The following is an 18,609-nucleotide window of genomic DNA, read 5'->3' as shown; positions in this document are numbered from 1 at the left end:
ATGTCAAAGTCTTTAGCAGCCAGCAAACAATTGATGCAGACCTATTTGTCAGAGCTGCTGACCGAAGAGGCGGCCGAGACAAAGTCAGTGCCAGTAAAAGAAAAGCAAGCACAGCCCATTGAACAGTTACTTAATCAAGTCAGTTTACCTAATGTCGCCGATGAAAAGCCGCTTGCAAAAAGCAGAACAAGTGTTGACAAGAGTTCGATAGCAAAGAGTCCGGAAAAGCCAGCGGCGATACCCGCAAAAACTAACGATAGCGCCGAACAGAGTATAGGTAAAATTACGACTCATAAAAGTGTTGGCGGCATAGAAGCTAAAGCGGACAAGGGTTATCGCCAAGGTGCTTTTCAGGCAATGTTTTTTGACGTTGCGGGCTTAACCGTTGCCGTGCCTTTGATTGAACTAGGTGGCATTCATAACCATGATAAAACCACAGCATTAATGGGCAAGCCTGATTGGTTTAAAGGGGTTATGCTACACCGAGATGAAAAAGTTAACGTGGTTGATACCGCACGTTGGGTGATGCCAGAGAAGTGCAACGAAGAACTTATTTCCTCGTTAAACTACCAATATATCATTATGTTAAATGATTCATCTTGGGGTTTGACGGCAGAGCGATTGGTCGATACAGTGACCTTACAGCAAGAAGATGTCAAATGGTTAGACTCGCCAAGTAAACGCCCTTGGTTAGCCGGTTTAGTTAAAGATCGCATGTGTGTATTATTAGATGTCGATTCACTAATTAAGTTATTGGAAAAAGGCGTAAATATTACCCAAGAATAATTGATGAATTTAAACTTGTCAGTATACTTAGAAGGTAAGTGTTTTAGTCACCGAACAGAATATAAAAATTGAAAGAGGCCAGCAGTATGTCTGATGAAAGACGCAACGCAAATGAAAGTGATACCAATGATGAAGTGCTGCAGTGGGTAACATTTAAACTCGATAGTGAGACCTACGGTATTAACGTAATGCAAGTACAAGAAGTGTTACGCTATACGGAAATTGCCCCTGTTCCAGGCGCTCCAACTTATGTTATGGGGATTATCAATTTACGTGGCAATGTTGTTACCGTTATTGATACTCGCGCTAGATTTGGTCTTGAGGCTGCTGAAGTTACAGATAATACTCGCATTGTTATTATTGAAGCGGAAAAACAAGTTATTGGTATTTTAGTCGACAGTGTTGCTGAGGTCGTTTACTTAAAAGCGTCTGAAATCGATATTGCACCAAATGTTGGTAATGACGAAAGCGCGAAATATATTCAAGGCGTTTCAAACCGAGAAGGCGAGCTATTGATTTTAGTTGATCTAAATAAACTGCTTTCTGATGATGAATGGGATGAGCTAAAACAATTCTAGGTTTTACCATTAAGTCTTTGTTTTTTTTAGACTTGATAGCGTGAATTGTTCTCTAATATTCTATGGAAAATATACCTGCAAACTTGATCAGTGTCGTCGCCTTTTCTTTAGTCATGTTAGTTGCATTGCTGTTATTAGCGTTGAAAAATCGATTATCTAAACAAATTGAAGATTTAACGCTTAAAACCCAAAGCCAAGAGCTATTGCTGATGGAGCTGCAAACGCTTTTGGCGCAAGCTCAAACACAGTTAACGCAAATTCAACATCAGTGTACTGAATCTCAGTTAGAAAATGAGCAAGTTACTAAGCAGCTTGAACACCGTATAAAGTCAACTCAAGAGCAATTTGGTACACAAATTCAAACTATTGAACAATTATTACATCAGCAACCTGAAGATAAGCTATATTCGCGAGCACAAAAATTAGTTGAGCTAGGTGCGGATATAGAAGAAATTATGCGTGAGTGTGATATTCCGCGCCCTGAAGCTGAAATGTTACTGGCAGTACATCGGCAACAATCCTCAAAAAATTAGTTTCACCGTGTCGTTATCTATATCTTGCTTTTAGCAAGTTGTCATTCAGTCTACTTCGCCGAATTTACATTTTTTATACAAGTTCTTAATGTCAGCGGTTAATAGTCCATGGTAAACTGACTTTGCGGATACCAATAATGCAATCGTTAAAGTTCAAGGACTTTGTAGTGAATACAATAAGAAAAACAATTTTGAATATTAAGAATCGTCAATCGTTTATGGTTGTAATATTGACCATATTACTAAGCGCTTGTTCTTCAACGCCGTCAACAGAGCAGGGCGTTTCCGATCCAAAAGATCCATTAGAGTCAATTAACCGACCATTTTGGACTTTTACTTGGGACTATGCCGATAAGTATGTGCTAAAGCCTGCCTCAGAAGGTTACGTCGAGTACATGCCGACAGAATTGCGCTCTGGCGTTCACAATATGGCGCTCAATTTAAATGAGCCGTCGACTATTATTAACAATTTACTGCAAGCAAAATTTACCGATGCGGCAAAAACCACAGGGCGGTTTGTCCTAAACTCAACAATAGGTTTGTTAGGTTTTTTCGATCCGGCGAGTGATTTTGGTTGGGAGCGAAGCCAAGAAGAGTTTGGTGAAGTACTGGGTAGTTATGGTGTTGGCGATGGTCCTTATTTGGTGATACCTGCTTTGGGGCCATCGTCAGTGCGAGAAGAAGTTGGTGATTTTGTTGACCGTTACTATTGGCCTTTAGCAGTGATTGATTTTTGGCCTAACCTCGTGCGTGCGGGAGTTTTAGGATTAGAGGCCAGAGCGTCGTTGGCCGATCAAGAAGCTATTTTAAATGATTCCATTGATCCGTATGAATTTGTTAAAAATGCTTATTTTCAAAATATGCAATATAAGGTTTATGATGGTAATCCGCCGATTGAGGTGGATGCCGAAGAAGAAGAAGATATTGATGCCTATCTTGAAGAGTTAGATGAAATTGAGCCGTAGGGCTTAATTTAAAACAGAAAAAAGCGAACTTAATGTTCGCTTTTTTTATATTGGTTAATCGCGCTATGCAGATGCTTTATAGTGAAATGCAGCATAATTGGTCGTAGCAAAATGAAATAAGCAATCAAAACAACTGTTATCGATATTACAATGGCGAGGCCTTGCAAATTAGCAATAAAAAGAAATGGTGGTATCAGTAGCATCAGTTTAATGATATTTAAGAGGAATTTTTCTGGCGCAGAAAGTTTAGTTTGTGCCAACGCTAAGATAGTTTGGCGCTGCTGCATGCTATAGGGCATTAACTGTGGAATTTTATTAGACGAAAAGTAAATGGTCATAACGGGTAATGAATTCGAGTAGATAGTTTTTGCCTATCATACAAAAATGGCGGGGTAAGTGCTACGCACATGCCTGATAAAGCACGTAATTCACTGGTATTAAATATAAACAGGTGTTCAAGTCACAGGCCTTTGTAAGATTTAGCTATTATAAACTCGATAATTATCAAGCCGATAAATAGTTCTGTTAATAATTAATCGGTAAACCTGACCACTTATACTAGAAAAATGTTAAAAGAGTTCCTCAGTCGCCTGCAATTTGGTAGAATTGCCGCAATTTTTATCAGCAGGTGATTTTTAAATGAATGTCGTAGAAGCTAACTTTGATGCAACCGGTAAGAAATTTGCCATCGTCGTTTCACGTTTTAACAGTTTTGTTGTTGACAGTTTACTTGAAGGCGCAATTGACGCCCTTAAACGCCATGGTAATGTTGCCGATAATGATATTACCGTAATTCGTGTGCCTGGCGCATATGAACTGCCAGTGGCGGCGAAGAAAATTGCAGCTAAAGGAGGTTACGACGGTATCATCGCCATAGGTGCGGTAATTCGTGGTGGCACACCGCATTTTGATTTTGTTGCCGGAGAGTGTAATAAAGGTTTAGCGCAAGTAGCTATGGAATATACCATGCCGGTTGCTTTTGGCGTTATTACTACCGACACTATTGAGCAAGCTATTGACCGTGCTGGCCTTAAAGTTGGCAATAAAGGCGGAGAAGCAGCCTTAAGTGCATTAGAAATGGTTAATGTATTAGATAAGTTATAACAGGAAATATTTGTGAAACCATCACCTAGAAGAAAGGCCAGAGAATTAGCTGTACAAGCAGTATATTCATGGCAACTAAGCCAAAATGATATTGCTGAAGTTGAAGCAAATTTTTTGGCAGATAATAGCGCTCGCCGTTTTGATATCGCCTACTTTCAGCAATTATTTCGTGGCGTATCGGCACAAGTTGGTAGTCTTGATGAAAAAATTTCTCCACATGTCGATCGACCGCTTGATGATGTTGACCATGTTGAAAAAGCCATTTTACGTGTTGCGGTATTTGAGTTAACTGACTGCAATGATGTGCCTTATCGTGTGATTATTAATGAAGCGATTGAGCTGGCGAAATCATTTGCCGCTGACGATAGCCATAAGTTTGTTAATGGCGTACTAGATAAAGTTGTTAAACTCGTTCGTCCGAACGAGTAGCAATAAACTGATTAAACTATGAAAGAGTTTGAATTGATCAAGCGCTTCTTTACCGAGCAAGCGATTAAACGTAAAGACGTTTTACTTGGTATTGGTGATGATTGTGCATTAATTAGCCCGTCTGAGCGACAAAATATTGCCGTAACTACAGATACGCTAGTTGCCGGTGTACATTTTCCGAATGAAACCAGTGCTAGAGCCATAGGCCATAAATCGATTGCGGTAAATTTATCTGATTTGGCTGCCATGGGAGCAGAGCCAACCTGGATTTCCTTAGCCATTACTATGCCGGAGATTGATACTCAATGGATTGAAGAGTTCTGTGCTGGTGTTTTTGAGTTATGTGAATTTTATAATGTCCAGCTTATTGGTGGTGATACCACACAAGGGCCACTCAGTATTACCGTAACGGCTCAAGGGCTAACACCAATTGATAAACATATCACTCGCTCGGGGGCAAAAGCAGGTGATTGGCTTTATGTTACTGGTGAAATTGGTGATGCTGCTCTGGCGTTAAAAGGTATTAATAATGAAGTTAGCATTGCCAAAGAATATCTTGAATCTATTCGACATAGTTTAGACTTTCCACGACCGAGAATTTTAGCAGGCCAAGCATTACGTGAGTATGCAAGTGCGGCAATTGACCTTTCAGACGGCTTAATTTCAGATCTCGGCCATATTTGTGCAGCATCAAAAGTTGGCGCCAATATCGTGCTGGAAGATTTGCCAATTTCTAATGCTTTACGCGATACCGTTGGTATGGAAGAAGCGTTTGAAATCGCCTTAGTGGGTGGTGATGATTATGAGTTGTTGTTTACCGTATCGGAAGATAACAGAGTTGGTATGGAAACGGCCTTAGCAAACAGTGGCAATACTATTACTTGTATCGGTCAACTTAACGGTAGCGAAAAAATTACCACGACGTTGGACAGCAAAGCGGTAGCCATTAATGCTAAAAGCTTTGAACACTTCTCGCCGAGTAACGACTAGTAAATGGCAGTATCAACGGCAAACTTCAAACTTTCCAATCCTATTCATTTCTTAGCCTTAGGGTTTGGTAGCGGTTTGGCACCAAAAGCCCCCGGAACTTTTGGCACCTTAGCGGCAATACCTGTTTTCTTCTTAGCGTTAAATTTAGATAATCTATATTATTTATTGTTATTGCTAATAATGAGTGTTGCAGGGGTGTATATTTGCGGAAAAGCCGCAAAAGATGCCGGTGTTCATGATCACGGTGCAATTGTTTGGGATGAGATTGTTGGCTTTATGATCACTATGTATTTGATACCAGTAAATTGGTTAACGGTACTGGTTGGTTTTGCCTTATTTCGTTTTTTTGATATTTTAAAGCCTTGGCCTATTTCTTACTTAGATAAAAATTGTCATGGTGGTTTAGGTATCATGCTCGACGATATTGTTGCGGGTATTGCTGCCTGGGCTTGTATGATGTTGTTATTTTATTAAGCTGAAAGGCAATTATTTTCGTTGTTAAGTTTGACGGTGAAATATCGATAAAAAGCCAAAGATGTTATCTTTGGCTTTTTTATGCTCAGGACGAACGGTATGTCATGATGCCGTGAATGGCAATGAATGACGATGTCCAGGCCGTTCTTAGCCATCAATGGTTTCACGGCATTAGCCAACCATGCACGTCGACGAATGATATGTCTGGTGCTATTGATGGCAAAGAATGACGATGCTCAATAGTTATTACTGTGTCGACCTTAGTGAAGTAGCCTTGCTCGCAAAGTTGCATCAATTTGCTTTAATTCTTTTAACGCTAATTCACTGTTTTCTGCTTCAATGTCGATCACCACATAACCAATTTGATCATCCGTTTGTAAATATTGCGCGGCAATATTGATATTATGATGGGCAAAGGCTTGGTTAATTTGCGTTAACACGCCTGGTTGATTGCGGTGAATGTGTAATAAGCGGCTTGTACCCGTATGTTCAGGCAGTGACACTTCAGGAAAGTTAACTGCGGATAAGGTTGAGCCATTATCCGAATATTTAGCCAGTTTGCTTGCCACTTCAAGGCCGATATTTTCTTGTGCCTCTTTGGTACTGCCACCGATATGCGGCGTTAAAATCACGTTATCAAATTCTCTTAGCGGGCTAATAAATTCTTCGTCATTGCCTTTTGGCTCCACTGGGAATACGTCAATTGCTGCACCCGCGACCTTTTTATTTGCTAAGGCTTCTGATAACGCATCGATATCAACAACGGTCCCTCGTGAGGCATTAATAAATATAACGCCATTTTTCATTACTTCAAACTCTGCAACACCCATCATGTTTTTAGTTTGTGGTGTTTCTGGCACATGCAAGCTAATAATATCGGCTTCTTTTAATAATGCCGTTAGCGTTGACGCTTGACTTGCATTCCCTAATGGCAGTTTAGTTTCGATATCGTAAAATCGCACTCTCATGCCTAAAGTTTCCGCTAATATGCCTAGTTGCGTGCCAATATGACCATAACCAATAATGCCGAGTGTTTTGCCGCGTGCTTCCACTGAGCCAACAGCTGATTTGTTCCAAATACCACGATGGGCTTGAGCACTTTTTTCAGGAATGCCACGTAGTAATAATAATATTTCACCTAAAACTAATTCGGCAACAGAGCGGGTATTTGAAAATGGTGCATTAAAAACCGGGATACCAAATGATTGTGCCGCTACTTTATCAACCTGATTAGTACCAATACAGAAACAGCCGATAGCAACTAACTTTTTAGCGTGACTCAAGACATTTTTATTGAGATCTGTGCGAGAGCGAATACCGATGAAGTGAACATCGGCAATCTTTTTGATCAACTCTGCTTCTGAAAGTGAGGTTTTAAGGTATTCAATATTGGAATAGCCTTTGGCTTTCAATTCTTCCAATGCGCTTTGGTGCACACCTTCTAGAAGTAATATCTTAATTTTTTCTTTCGCTAATGAAATGTTGCTCATGATAGTTAGACTTCTCTCGATCAAATATTTATTTGTTAAAATAAGTTTTTAGATGGCTAGATTTCTAAACTATCATATAGTGTATAAACTCTAAAGGGTTATTTTACTATTTTTGCGCCGTCGTTAGTGCCGATAATTAGTACGTTTGCTGCTCGATTTGCGAATAAACCATTAGTAACAACACCTACAATGGCATTGATGCTATTTTCAAGCGCTATAGGATCGATTATTTCTAAGTTATGCACATCGAGAATGACGTTGCCATTATCCGTTACAACCCCAGTGCGATATGCTGGATCACCACCTAATTTCACTAATTCTCTTGCAACATAGCTCCGTGCCATTGGGATAACTTCCACAGGCAGAGGAAAGCGTCCCAGTACCGGTACTTGCTTAGTTTCATCAGCAATACAAACAAAGGTTTTTGCAACGGCAGCAACAATTTTTTCTCTAGTGAGCGCTGCGCCACCACCTTTAATCATATGCAGGTGAGAATTTACTTCATCTGCACCATCAACATAAACATCAATGCCATCAACATTATTTAAGTCAAAGACTTCAATGCCGTGTGACTTTAAACGTTCAGTTGATGCTTCAGAGCTGGATACGGCACCGACAATTTTGTTTTTGATTGTTGCTAGGGCATCGATAAAATGATTGACCGTTGAACCCGTGCCAACACCAACAATGGTATCTGCTTCAACATATTCTAAGCCTTTAATGGCTGCGGCTTTTTTCATTTCATCTTGAGTCATCATAAAAGTTCTCGTAAAAATTGCGGTTTAATTTTAACTTAGCGGCACTGGAGGGCGAATAAATAATCTCAGTGTCGGGCTAAGTTTTTGTGTTAGCACATTATAGCAATAGGCACAGATTGATGTCATAGCCATTTGTCGCTTTCAACGATTAAGTTGTGCGAATTTGTAGTTTAGGTTAGCGAAATTTATGATGTTGGCTTGGGGTAAGTACTTCAGGTAAGGGGATATCCCAATCTTCGCAAGGGAGTAGGTCAACTTGTTGACAGTCATGAGCGATACCAAGAGGGTAAGGCTTAGCACTTTTATTTGTTTGAAAATTTTGATGCCAGGCATTTAATGTACGGTCATAAAAGCCACCCCCCATGCCTAACCGGTTACCTTCTTTGTCAAATGCAACTAATGGTGTGCAAATAACATCTAAATACTTAGGTAAAATTATTGCTGTTATATCGAGTTTAGGCTCAGCAATACCATACTGATTCTTTACCATAGGCGAATCGCTAGTATATTTGAGAAAAAGTAAATGACCTTTAGCAAACGGATGTATAACTGGGAGATAAACATTTTTGTTGTGCTGCCAACACCAATCAATTAACGGTTGAGTATCGAGCTCTCCGTCATTAGTTAAGTAAAGTGCGATATGTTGTGCATGTTTTATTTTGCTGTCAGTCGAGAAATATTTAAGTAACGCTAATGCGGCACTATTTTGTTGCTCTTTCGATAACTCAAGTCTTTGTTGCCTAATTTTCTGGCGAATTTGGGCTCTATTTGAATTTTTCACACTAAGTGGCCTAATAGGAAGAGGACAATTTATTCAAAGCTGATTACGTTTTGCTAAGTTATAACAAAACCGTGATATTAAGGCGAGAATATTAATTTGCTACAAGATGCTTATTGAACGGTTAGGAAAGAAAAAGGGTAATAACCTAAGTTATTACCCGATATATTTTTTTAAAAAGCGTAAGCTATATATTTAAACGTAAATAACTATTATTGCTTCTCAGAAATGGCTTCGTGCGTACCTGTTACCGCAATTTCTTCTTCAATTTTAGCTTCAAGATCATGGCTTTCATCACCTTCAGCACCATGCATCCATTCAACCAATTTGTTTGAAGCTAGGAAAATGATCACTGCAGTGATTAGTGCGCCTAAGCCAACACCTAAGAAGATATTACCTGCGTTAGCTACTTGCTCTTCACCTTCGCCAACAAACTGGCCAATGAAAGCAGCAAGTTTATTTGATAAAGCAGTAAAGAAGAACCAAACACCCATTAATAATGAGGTGAATTTAACTGGCGCTAGTTTTGACACTAATGAAAGGCCGATTGGTGATAAACATAACTCACCTAAAGTATGGAAAAGGTAGGCAAATACTAGGAATAGCATACTGACTTTAATTGTTACATCGCCACCTTGAACCATAGTTGCCCATAACATAACGAAGAAACCTAATGCTAAAAACACCATAGCTAAAGCAAACTTCACCGGTGATGTTGGTTCTTTAGAGCCCATTTTAACCCAAACTGAGGCAATAACAGGCGCAAGCATAATAATGAACATAGCATTTAAAGATTGGAACCAAGTGGCTGGCACTTCAAAGCCCATGATATTACGATCAGTAAATTGTGATGCATAGATGTTAAATAGTCCGCCGGCTTGTTCAAAACCTGCCCAGAAGATTACCGAGAACACACTCATGATCAAAATAACTTTTGTGCGGTCTTTTTCTTCTTTTGATAACGCGCGATTTTTTAATTCGTTTTGAGCTTCTTTAATTTTATGAGCTGAAGGAGTGACACCAATATCGCCTAAGTAATTTTTTGCTAGTGTTAGTTGTAATGCTAAACCGATTAACATACCACAACCTGCAGCAATGAAACCGTAGTGCCAGTTAACTTCTTCACCTAAATAACCAACAATTAACGGTGATAAGAAAGCACCTAAGTTGATACCCATATAGAAGATGGTGAAGGCAGCGTCACGGCGATGGTCACCATCTTCGTATAATTCACCCACTAAGCTAGATACGTTAGCTTTGAATAAACCGTTACCACAACAGATCAAGAACAAACCGATGTAGAATACCGTTTCTTCCATACCGACGATCATTGACTTAGGAATACCTAAGGTGAAATAACCAGCCGAGAATAAAATACCACCATAAATAATCGCTTTACGTTGGCCAATAAAGTTATCGGCTAACCAACCACCGATCATCGGGGTTAAGTATACGGCCATGGTAAAAGTACCATACAAACCGAGTGCTTCACCTGTAGTCCAGCCAAAACCGCCATCATCCACTGCTGCTACTAAATAAAGTACCAATAAGGCGCGCATGCCGTAATAACCGAATCGTTCCCACATTTCCGTACCGAAAAGGAGAAAAAGCCCCTTCGGATGTCCGAGTAATGTGCCTGCTGTTGGTTTAGTCATTGAAATTTCCTTTAAAAGATGCCCGAAGTCATAATTATTATTATTTGATTGCATTCTTAACTAAATGCACTAATTTGCCGAGCAATATTGTATAAAATTGGTTAGTCAGCCCGTTTTATACCTTTGCTAGCATAGAAAGGCAAGTGTATAGAGGGAATCTCTAATGAAAGGGTTGTCAATTGCTTACTTTTTATTATTTTCTATCATGATTTTGCTAATTATTCGAAATTAAAACAGCAAAGAAAAAGTTGCTTTAATCACCGTACAGTTACTGATAAACTCCACGCTGTTTAGATTTTATCTTAATTAGATAGAAGTAATGTATCGTATATATAGGAAGAAATACGCGAAAATGAGCAATTTTATTCGTCAACTGGCAACCCTTCTAGTCTTTTATACACTCTCTTTTAGCTCAACATCGGCTCAAATTAGTGCACAACAGATTGAGCAATTTAAAAGTCTTCCTAAGTCTCAACAACAAGTGCTAGCACAAAGCATGGGTGTAGATTTAGATGAAGTCTTAGGGCAAATATCAGGTTCAACCCAGCAAACTCAATTATCAACGACACCGGTAATGCCGCGACAAGAGGCTGCTAGAGAATCGCTTGAGGAAGAGCAAGAATCTTTTTCATTTGAAGCAGACGAACAATTATTTAAACCACTAGAGCGCTTTGGTGTCGATGTTTTTGCTAATGCGCCAAGTACATTTACGCCAACAATGGATATTGCAATCCCTGAACAATACATATTGGGTGTCGGCGATCAATTATCGATTCAAATCTATGGTAAAGAAAATGCTGAATATACGCTGCCAGTAACCCGTGAAGGCACTATATTAATCCCTAATGTTGGACCGATTAAAATCGCAGGTTTAGCCTTTGCTGAAATGAAATTGTTTCTTGCTGAACGCATTAAACAACGCATTATTGGTGTTAATGTTGTAGTTAGTTTAGCAGAATTACGCTCTATGCGTGTATTTGTGCTTGGTGATGCCTATAAACCAGGTCCTTATACGTTAAGTTCACTGTCTTCTGTTACTCATGCTATTTTTGCGGCGGGTGGCATTAGTGATATTGGCTCGCTTCGAAATATTGAAGTTAAGCGCGCCGGCAAATTAATTCAAAAAGTCGACTTGTACGATTTATTAATTCACGGTGATTCATCAAACGATATTCTTTTACAGTCTGGCGATGTGGTTTTTATTCCGACGCAAGGTAAAACTGCATCAGTACTTGGTGAAGTTAGGCGTCCGGCAATTTACGAATTGCAAGAAGGTGATGACTTTAATCGAGTATTAGAAATGGCGGGTGGTTTATTGCCGTCGGCATTTCCTCAATCAACTATGGTGGAACGTTATAACACTCGTAGTTTACGTAGCATTGTTAACCTAGATTTGACTCAGCAAGATGCGCTTCAGCAAAACGTGAAAAACGGCGATTATATTCGGGTATTGAAAAGCTCAGGCATGTATGAGAAATCAATCACGGTTATTGGTGCGGTGACACGCCCTGGCAAGTATCAATGGCAAAAGGACATTAGAGTTACAGATCTGCTGCCAAGCCTTGATTCACATATATTACCTTATGCAGATTTAAACTATGGCTTAATTGTCCGACAGGTAGATAAAGCGAGAAATATTGATGTATTGCAATTTAGTTTAGCTAGAGCGCTTGAGCATCCGACATCAAGTGAAAATGTTATATTAACAGCAAACGATAAGTTACTGATTTTTTCTAATGTTGTTAAACATGTTGATGAAAAAATATCATTGGATGAGTTAGCTTACACACAAGAGCAGCTCTTTGCGAAAGAACGTGAGCAAGCTAAGGTTTCCTTTAACGAAAAGTCATTCTGGGAGAAATATGGTGGAAAGTCTTCACAATTTGATGTCGCTCCAGATGAAGATGCGGAAACTGCGCGATTAATTAACCAGTCTTTGGTTCAAATCACTGGTGGTGAGCTTGAAGGAAAATTGGAAGTTAGGGATATGGCGCTATTTTCTCGTCAGCGCTTGCTTATGCCAGTGTTAAGAAAACTACGTCAACAAGGAGCATCAGGGCAGCCTATTAGGTTAGTTGAAGTCGATGGACAAGTTAAGTTCCCAGGTATTTATCCATTGGCTAGGGATGCTATGGTAAGCGATTTAATTGCCGCAGCTGGCGGCGTGAATGAATCAGCTTATCTGCAACGTGCAGAAGTTACTCGCAATAACCTTGATTCAGATGGAGCTAGTAAAGTTTCGATTAATGTTGACTTAAAAAAAGCACTCGAAGGTGGAGAAGAGTTTGATATTGCGTTGAAAAGCAAAGATCGTTTAAATATTCATAAAATTCCCGCTTGGAGCGAAAATCATGTTGTAGAACTGCGAGGTGAATTTGTTTTCCCTGGTAAATATACTATTAGCCGTGGTGAAACTTTAGCTGATTTGATTATTAAAGCGGGTGGCTTAACACAATACGCTCACCCCGATGGTTCGGTATTTACGCGTAAGAAATTGCAAGAATTAGAACAGCAAAACTTGTTTAAATTGGCAGGTGATTTACGTATCGAAATGGCGTCAAAGTCGTTAACTGAAAAAGGTACTTCTACGTCTTATGATGATGCACAAAAATTACTTGCTGATATAACAAATTTACAGCCTGTTGGTCGTTTGGTTATAGATTTACCGAAAATAATTGCCTCAAGCAGTGATGAAATTTTACTTGAAGGTGGCGATGTACTTTATGTGCCAACGAAAAAGAACTCAATTAATGTTATCGGTCAGGTTCAAGTTGGTTCGTCGCATTTGTTTAATCGCACAATGACGGCAGAGGATTATATTGCGCAAAGTGGTGGTGTGAAAAAACGTGCCGATGAAGAGCGTATATATATCATTTCAGCAAGCGGCAGTATTAAAATGATTGAAGAGAGTAACTGGTTTGCGGGTACTGCAGATACCTCATTAAAACCAGGTGATACGATAGTAGTGCCGCTTGATTCTGAATATATGAATGACTTAACGTTATGGTCGACGGCAACACAAATCATTTACAATGCGGCCGTCGCAGTGGCAGCTATAAATGGTATATAAGTTTAATATCAAATTAGTAAAAGAAAAATAATGAATTTCACCAACTAGTGGAACTAAGGGAATGAGAACATGATACGTGATTTAAATGATGCAAATATTGCCATTATAGGCTTGGGCTATGTTGGGTTGCCACTCGCTGTAGAGTTTGGCAAGAAATATCAAACCTTAGGTTTTGATATTAATCAAGCACGTATTACTGAGCTAAAAGGTGGCAAAGATAGCACCTTAGAAGTAAGCGATGAAGAACTCGCGACAACCACTAGATTGGATTATTCATGCACTGTCGATGAATTAAAGAGCGCAAATGTTTATATCGTGACTGTGCCAACACCAATAGATAATCATAAACAGCCTGACTTAACTCCTTTGATTAAAGCCAGCGAAATGCTAGGTAAAGTGGTCAGTAAAGGGGATATTATTGTTTATGAGTCCACTGTCTACCCCGGAGCGACCGAAGAAGCCTGTATTCCTGTTGTTGAAAAAGTTTCTGGGTTAACTTTCAATGAAGACTTTTATGCCGGTTATTCACCAGAGCGAATTAACCCCGGGGACAAAGAGCATCGGGTTACTAATATTTTAAAAGTAACATCAGGGTCGACACCCGAAATTGCGACTATTGTTGACGATCTCTATCGTTCAATCATCATTGCCGGCACGCATAAAGCCAGTTCTATCAAGGTAGCAGAAGCGGCTAAAGTCATCGAAAACACACAACGAGATGTCAATATAGCGCTGATTAACGAACTTTCTATTATTTTCAATAAACTTGATATTGATACCTTAGAAGTGTTAGAGGCGGCAGGTACTAAATGGAATTTTTTACCATTTCGCCCGGGATTAGTTGGCGGTCACTGTATCGGTGTTGATCCCTATTATTTAACTCATAAAGCGCAATCTGTAGGTTATCACCCGGAAATGATCTTGGCAGGACGTCGCTTAAATGATGGTATGGGTGCGTATGTAGTATCGCAATTAGTAAAAAATATGCTTCATAAGCGAATTCAGGTTGAAGGTGCAAATGTCTTAGTCATGGGCTTAACCTTTAAAGAAAATTGTCCAGATCTTCGTAATACTAAAATCGTCGATGTGGTCAGTGAATTAAAAGAATATAATATGCACGTGGATATTACTGATCCTTGGTGCTCAAACGAGGAAGCAGAGCATGAATATGGCTTAAGTTTAATTCAAGAACCTAAATCAAATCATTATGATGCGATTATTTTAGCGGTATCACATAATGAGTTTAAAGCGTTAGGCGTGGATAATATCCGAGCTTTAGGTAAAGAAAGCCATGTGCTTTATGATTTAAAATATATCCTACCAAAAGAATCAGTCGATATGCGTTTGTAATTGTTCAGGTAACACCTCGTTATAAAGGTTTCAAAAAGTTGGCTGTTAAAAATTAAAAACAGTCAGTATTTAAAAAAGATTATGGAAATATAATGTCTCGCTATGATGAAGTAAAAAAGGAACTTAAACACTCACCAAAAGTATGGCTAGTTACTGGAGTTGCTGGGTTTATCGGCTCTAACTTGTTGGAGACATTGCTATTGCTTGATCAAAAAGTTGTGGGCTTAGACAATTTCGCGACGGGTCACCAACACAATTTAGATGAAGTAAAGTCAGAAGTATCAACGAAACAGTGGCAAAACTTCACCTTTGTTAAGGGGGATATTCGTAACTTTGAAGATTGCCAAAAAGCGCTGAGCTTGGATGGCGTCGGCGTAGATTATGTCTTACATCAAGCGGCACTTGGCTCAGTTCCTCGTTCTATTGCAGATCCAATATTAACTAACTCGGCGAATATTACCGGTTTTGTTAATATGTTAACCGCGGCTAAAGACATTAAAGTTAAAAGCTTTGTTTATGCGGCATCAAGTTCAACATATGGTGACCATCCAGCTTTACCCAAAGTGGAAGAAAACATAGGTAAGCCGTTATCCCCATATGCAGTAACTAAATATGTGAATGAACTTTATGCTGATGTTTTTCATAAAACCTACGGATTAAATGCAACTGGGTTACGTTATTTCAATGTTTTTGGTAAACGGCAAGATCCTAATGGTGCTTATGCAGCTGTAATACCTAAATGGACTGCGGCTATGATTGATAATCAAGACTTATTTATCAATGGTGATGGTGAAACTAGCCGAGATTTTTGCTTTGTTGAAAATGCTGTTCAAGTGAACATATTAGCAGCTGTTGCAGAAGAACAAGGAAAGAACCAAGTCTACAACGTCGCACTTGGCGATAGAACAACACTGAATGAGTTATTTTCAAGCCTAGTCTCTGCACTAGCTAAGAACGATGTTCATTATGATAAAAGTTCAATATATCGCGAATTTAGAGCTGGCGATGTACGTCACTCTCAGGCTGATATTTCAAAAGCTAAGGATTTACTCGGTTACCAACCTGAATTTCGCATTCAACAAGGCATTGATAAAGCTATGCCTTGGTACATAGGTTTTCTATCTAAATAATTTTATTATAAATATTTAATTGGAGAAGGAATGTCATTTTCAATTTCAAAAAGTAAATAGTAAACATAGATGCAGAATATTGTTACCACCGTTATTGTTCTTTACAGCACTATTCGTACTCTTTATAATGAATCGCCATTTCGTATGTGGTGCGTCAGTAATTGAAAATGAGAAAATATTCTTTATCAGAAACTGTCCTTTATCGGGTACTCTTGAATAAAATATAAGTGAAATTGTGGATAAAAATATAAATCAAGCAAATATTGACTCTTCTGCACTAAATGACGAAGTTCAAAAACACCCTCAATTTCTAGCTATCTCTCCTGAAATGCTCGTGAAAAATAATTCACATGACGATGAAATTGACTTAGTTGAACTATGGCTTGCCATATGGTCAGGTAAGATATTAATTGTAGCTATTACATTTATATTTGCAGTCTTATCAATAATATATGCCATTAATCAACCTAATATTTATAAAGCTTCTACATTATTAGCGCCTGCTAGTGAGCAAGGTGGCGCAGGTGGTTTAGCTAAAATGGCAGGTCAATTTGGCAGTTTAGCAAGTCTTGCAGGAATTAATTTTGGCGGTGGTGGCACCAATAAAACAGGTCTAGCGCTAGAGGTTTTAAAATCGCGGATATTTATTGAAAAATTCATTACTAAATATCAGTTATTAGTGCCATTGATGGCAGCAAAAAATTGGGACGCCAACACCAATACGTTGATTTTAAATGAAGAACTTTATAATGCCAAAAGCAAATCATGGTTAAGAGAAGTGAAAACAGGTGAAGCGCCAGAGCCATCACCATGGCAGTCATTTAAAGCATTTACAGGGAGGTTGTCTGTTTCAACGGATAAGGAAACTGGAATGATTACAATCACAATTGAGCATTACTCGCCTGAAATAGCTAAACAGTGGTTAGTTTGGCTAGTTGCTGAAATTAATAACACCATGCGAGATCAAGACAGGGCAGAAGCACAACGTAGTGTCGAATTTTTAACTGAAAAACTGCAGGAAACGCAATTGGCCGACATGCAAACCGTGTTTTATCAGCTAATTGAAGAGCAAACGAAAACCATTATGTTAGCAGAAGTATCTCAAGAGTATGTACTCAAGACTATTGACCCAGCTAATGCTCCTGACGAAAAAGCTAAACCAAAGCGGGCACTTATTGTAGTACTAGGTACAATGCTTGGTGGTATATTGTCGGTGCTAATTGTTTTAGTTCGTTATTTCGCTAACAATGCTAACTCGTCTAAAAATATTGTATCAGAACAAAGCCTAGGTAAATAGGAGTTTAATTAGGATGATTATTACTGCCCTTACTGCGTTTCTAAGTGCGTTTATGGCTATTAAATTGTTTAAACCGATAGCTGTTGATGTAGGGCTGGTTGATAAACCGGACGCTCGAAAACACCATGAGGGGCAAATACCATTAATTGGTGGTATTTCAATATTTGCAGCTGTGCTAGCTGCGAGTTTACTGTGGCTACCTAATACTTTAGAGCTTCGCATGTACCTAATTGCTTCAGCGATGATGGTTTTTATTGGTGCGTTAGATGATAAGTATGATCTCCGTGTACGTATTCGTATCGTCGGACAAATTATTATTGCCAGCTTAATGATATATGGTGTTGGTGGTTATATATCTAACTTAGGTAATTTGTTTAGCTTTGGTAATATCAACTTAGGACCTTTTGGTATTATTTTTACCTATGTAGCTATTATTGTAGTGATTAATGCCTATAACATGGTCGATGGTATTGATGGGCTAATAGGCAGCTTAAGTTTAAATACTTTTACCGCTATCGCATTGTTATTTTTAATGAGCGGCAATCATGGATATTTGAGCTATCCGTTAATATTGGCAACCGCTACATTACCTTATCTCATGTATAATCTAGGTTTTTTCAAAAAATTTACTAAGAAAATATTTATGGGTGATGCTGGAAGTATGTTTATCGGGCTTAGTGTTATTTGGCTTTTAAGTATGGGCACGCAAGGTGCAAACGCATCATTTAGGCCTGTTACTGCTTTGTGGATTTGTGCTGTACCATTAATGGATATGCTGGCAATAGTTATGCGCCGTTATAGAAAAGGCAAATCGCCATTTAAACCTGACCGTGATCACTTACACCATATATTGCAACGTGCTGGCTTAAGCTCAAGACAAACATTAATCGTTATCTCTGTATTTTCGGTATTAATGTCAGTAATTGGGCTAATAGGTGAATATTTTCAAGTGGCGGAAAGTATCGAGTTAATATTATTTATATTAGTTTTTGTGCTTTATAACAGGTACGCTCGCCATTTTAGTTGGAAGTATAATGAGTAGTCGATTCTAATGGTGAAAACTTGAATTAAAGAACGGTGTTATGAATGTTTGTTTAAAGTTAATAGCTTATAGTACGTTAGTGCTATGTGAGTGCATTAAGTAATGTCTCTAATGGGATTTTTTGCCTTGGGGTGAAAAAGCACCTTCACTATAGTGTTAAGAAAATTCGAAGATTTCCTA

Annotated in this window: 18 protein-coding genes; 13 read left to right on the top strand and 5 right to left on the bottom strand. The window is 38.8% G+C overall.

The window, feature by feature from the left end; genetic code table 11:
* From AC27JP_RS02890 to AC27JP_RS02875, 4 genes are all read left to right on the top strand, one after another.
* A complete protein-coding gene (locus tag AC27JP_RS02890) occupies positions 1 to 786 on the top strand; it encodes a chemotaxis protein CheW (RefSeq protein ID WP_487111936.1) in 786 nt (261 codons plus the stop codon).
* 86 nt (positions 787 to 872) lie between these two features.
* Entirely contained in the window at positions 873 to 1,364 is a 492-nt protein-coding gene (locus AC27JP_RS02885; protein WP_487111935.1) for a chemotaxis protein CheW, read from the top strand.
* Between the two features lie 62 nt (positions 1,365 to 1,426).
* Positions 1,427 to 1,897, top strand: a complete 471-nt coding sequence (locus AC27JP_RS02880) for a DUF2802 domain-containing protein (RefSeq protein ID WP_487111934.1) — start codon at positions 1,427 to 1,429, stop codon at positions 1,895 to 1,897.
* A gap of 167 nt (positions 1,898 to 2,064) precedes the next feature.
* Complete coding sequence (locus AC27JP_RS02875; protein ID WP_487111933.1) at positions 2,065 to 2,862, top strand: MlaA family lipoprotein; 798 nt, start codon at positions 2,065 to 2,067, stop codon at positions 2,860 to 2,862.
* A 29-nt stretch (positions 2,863 to 2,891) separates the two neighbouring features.
* On the opposite strand, the gene AC27JP_RS02870 is transcribed toward AC27JP_RS02875, so the two are convergent.
* Entirely contained in the window at positions 2,892 to 3,200 is a 309-nt protein-coding gene (locus tag AC27JP_RS02870) for a DUF6170 family protein (RefSeq protein ID WP_487111932.1), read from the bottom strand.
* A 301-nt stretch (positions 3,201 to 3,501) separates the two neighbouring features.
* Here AC27JP_RS02870 and ribH point away from each other — a divergent pair, with 301 nt between their 5' ends.
* Genes ribH through AC27JP_RS02850 form a run of 4 tightly spaced genes read left to right on the top strand, consistent with a single transcriptional unit; the run spans position 3,502 to position 5,859 of the window.
* Positions 3,502 to 3,966 carry a 6,7-dimethyl-8-ribityllumazine synthase gene (ribH, locus tag AC27JP_RS02865; protein ID WP_487111931.1) on the top strand — a complete coding sequence of 155 codons (465 nt, stop codon included), beginning with the start codon at positions 3,502 to 3,504 and terminating at the stop codon, positions 3,964 to 3,966.
* 12 nt (positions 3,967 to 3,978) lie between these two features.
* Complete coding sequence (gene nusB, locus AC27JP_RS02860) at positions 3,979 to 4,395, top strand: transcription antitermination factor NusB (RefSeq protein WP_487111930.1); 417 nt, start codon at positions 3,979 to 3,981, stop codon at positions 4,393 to 4,395.
* An 18-nt stretch (positions 4,396 to 4,413) separates the two neighbouring features.
* Positions 4,414 to 5,385: a thiamine-phosphate kinase gene (thiL, locus tag AC27JP_RS02855; protein ID WP_487111929.1), complete on the top strand. Its 972-nt coding sequence runs from the start codon at positions 4,414 to 4,416 to the stop codon at positions 5,383 to 5,385.
* A 3-nt stretch (positions 5,386 to 5,388) separates the two neighbouring features.
* Positions 5,389 to 5,859 carry a phosphatidylglycerophosphatase A family protein gene (locus tag AC27JP_RS02850; protein WP_487111928.1) on the top strand — a complete coding sequence of 157 codons (471 nt, stop codon included), beginning with the start codon at positions 5,389 to 5,391 and terminating at the stop codon, positions 5,857 to 5,859.
* A gap of 260 nt (positions 5,860 to 6,119) precedes the next feature.
* Here the strand turns inward: AC27JP_RS02850 and serA are convergent, their stop codons facing one another.
* From serA to AC27JP_RS02830, 4 genes are all read right to left on the bottom strand, one after another.
* Positions 6,120 to 7,349 carry a phosphoglycerate dehydrogenase gene (gene serA / locus AC27JP_RS02845; RefSeq protein ID WP_487111927.1) on the bottom strand — a complete coding sequence of 410 codons (1,230 nt, stop codon included), beginning with the start codon at positions 7,347 to 7,349 and terminating at the stop codon, positions 6,120 to 6,122.
* Positions 7,350 to 7,447: 98 nt separating this feature from the next.
* A complete protein-coding gene (gene rpiA, locus AC27JP_RS02840) occupies positions 7,448 to 8,104 on the bottom strand; it encodes a ribose-5-phosphate isomerase RpiA (protein WP_487113426.1) in 657 nt (218 codons plus the stop codon).
* A gap of 178 nt (positions 8,105 to 8,282) precedes the next feature.
* Entirely contained in the window at positions 8,283 to 8,888 is a 606-nt protein-coding gene (locus AC27JP_RS02835; RefSeq protein WP_487111926.1) for a 5-formyltetrahydrofolate cyclo-ligase, read from the bottom strand.
* Between the two features lie 209 nt (positions 8,889 to 9,097).
* Complete coding sequence (locus AC27JP_RS02830; RefSeq protein WP_487111925.1) at positions 9,098 to 10,540, bottom strand: peptide MFS transporter; 1,443 nt, start codon at positions 10,538 to 10,540, stop codon at positions 9,098 to 9,100.
* Positions 10,541 to 10,892: 352 nt separating this feature from the next.
* Between AC27JP_RS02830 and AC27JP_RS02825 the strand changes: the two genes are divergently transcribed.
* From AC27JP_RS02825 to wecA, 5 genes are all read left to right on the top strand, one after another.
* Positions 10,893 to 13,610, top strand: coding sequence for an SLBB domain-containing protein (locus tag AC27JP_RS02825; protein WP_487111924.1), 2,718 nt, complete (start codon positions 10,893 to 10,895; stop codon positions 13,608 to 13,610).
* A gap of 69 nt (positions 13,611 to 13,679) precedes the next feature.
* Positions 13,680 to 14,960 (top strand): Vi polysaccharide biosynthesis UDP-N-acetylglucosamine C-6 dehydrogenase TviB, encoded by a 1,281-nt coding sequence (gene tviB / locus AC27JP_RS02820; protein WP_487111923.1) that lies wholly within the window; start codon positions 13,680 to 13,682, stop codon positions 14,958 to 14,960.
* A gap of 92 nt (positions 14,961 to 15,052) precedes the next feature.
* On the top strand, positions 15,053 to 16,090 hold the full coding sequence (locus AC27JP_RS02815; RefSeq protein WP_487111922.1) for an NAD-dependent epimerase/dehydratase family protein: 1,038 nt from the start codon (positions 15,053 to 15,055) through the stop codon (positions 16,088 to 16,090).
* A gap of 235 nt (positions 16,091 to 16,325) precedes the next feature.
* Positions 16,326 to 17,387, top strand: coding sequence for a Wzz/FepE/Etk N-terminal domain-containing protein (locus tag AC27JP_RS02810; protein WP_487111921.1), 1,062 nt, complete (start codon positions 16,326 to 16,328; stop codon positions 17,385 to 17,387).
* Between the two features lie 13 nt (positions 17,388 to 17,400).
* Entirely contained in the window at positions 17,401 to 18,429 is a 1,029-nt protein-coding gene (gene wecA, locus AC27JP_RS02805; protein WP_487111920.1) for a UDP-N-acetylglucosamine--undecaprenyl-phosphate N-acetylglucosaminephosphotransferase, read from the top strand.
* The last annotated feature ends 180 nt before the right edge of the window (positions 18,430 to 18,609 follow it).

Source organism: Colwellia sp. SU-HH01172 (assembly GCF_057553355.1).
The sequence above is the reverse complement of the archived record's forward strand: the minus strand, read 5'-3'. Positions and strand labels throughout refer to the sequence as shown.

Excerpts from the sequence above, each read along its gene's own strand:
- AC27JP_RS02890 (WP_487111936.1), top strand. The coding sequence starts at position 1 with ATGTCAAAGTCTTTAGCAGCCAGCAAACAATTGATGCAGACCTATTTG.
- AC27JP_RS02885 (WP_487111935.1), top strand. The coding sequence starts at position 873 with ATGTCTGATGAAAGACGCAACGCAAATGAAAGTGATACCAATGATGAA.
- AC27JP_RS02880 (WP_487111934.1), top strand. The coding sequence starts at position 1,427 with ATGGAAAATATACCTGCAAACTTGATCAGTGTCGTCGCCTTTTCTTTA.
- AC27JP_RS02870 (WP_487111932.1), bottom strand. The coding sequence starts at position 3,200 with ATGACCATTTACTTTTCGTCTAATAAAATTCCACAGTTAATGCCCTAT.
- ribH (WP_487111931.1), top strand. The coding sequence starts at position 3,502 with ATGAATGTCGTAGAAGCTAACTTTGATGCAACCGGTAAGAAATTTGCC.
- thiL (WP_487111929.1), top strand. The coding sequence starts at position 4,414 with ATGAAAGAGTTTGAATTGATCAAGCGCTTCTTTACCGAGCAAGCGATT.
- AC27JP_RS02850 (WP_487111928.1), top strand. The coding sequence starts at position 5,389 with ATGGCAGTATCAACGGCAAACTTCAAACTTTCCAATCCTATTCATTTC.
- serA (WP_487111927.1), bottom strand. The coding sequence starts at position 7,349 with ATGAGCAACATTTCATTAGCGAAAGAAAAAATTAAGATATTACTTCTA.
- rpiA (WP_487113426.1), bottom strand. The coding sequence starts at position 8,104 with ATGACTCAAGATGAAATGAAAAAAGCCGCAGCCATTAAAGGCTTAGAA.
- AC27JP_RS02830 (WP_487111925.1), bottom strand. The coding sequence starts at position 10,540 with ATGACTAAACCAACAGCAGGCACATTACTCGGACATCCGAAGGGGCTT.
- AC27JP_RS02825 (WP_487111924.1), top strand. The coding sequence starts at position 10,893 with ATGAGCAATTTTATTCGTCAACTGGCAACCCTTCTAGTCTTTTATACA.
- tviB (WP_487111923.1), top strand. The coding sequence starts at position 13,680 with ATGATACGTGATTTAAATGATGCAAATATTGCCATTATAGGCTTGGGC.
- AC27JP_RS02815 (WP_487111922.1), top strand. The coding sequence starts at position 15,053 with ATGTCTCGCTATGATGAAGTAAAAAAGGAACTTAAACACTCACCAAAA.
- wecA (WP_487111920.1), top strand. The coding sequence starts at position 17,401 with ATGATTATTACTGCCCTTACTGCGTTTCTAAGTGCGTTTATGGCTATT.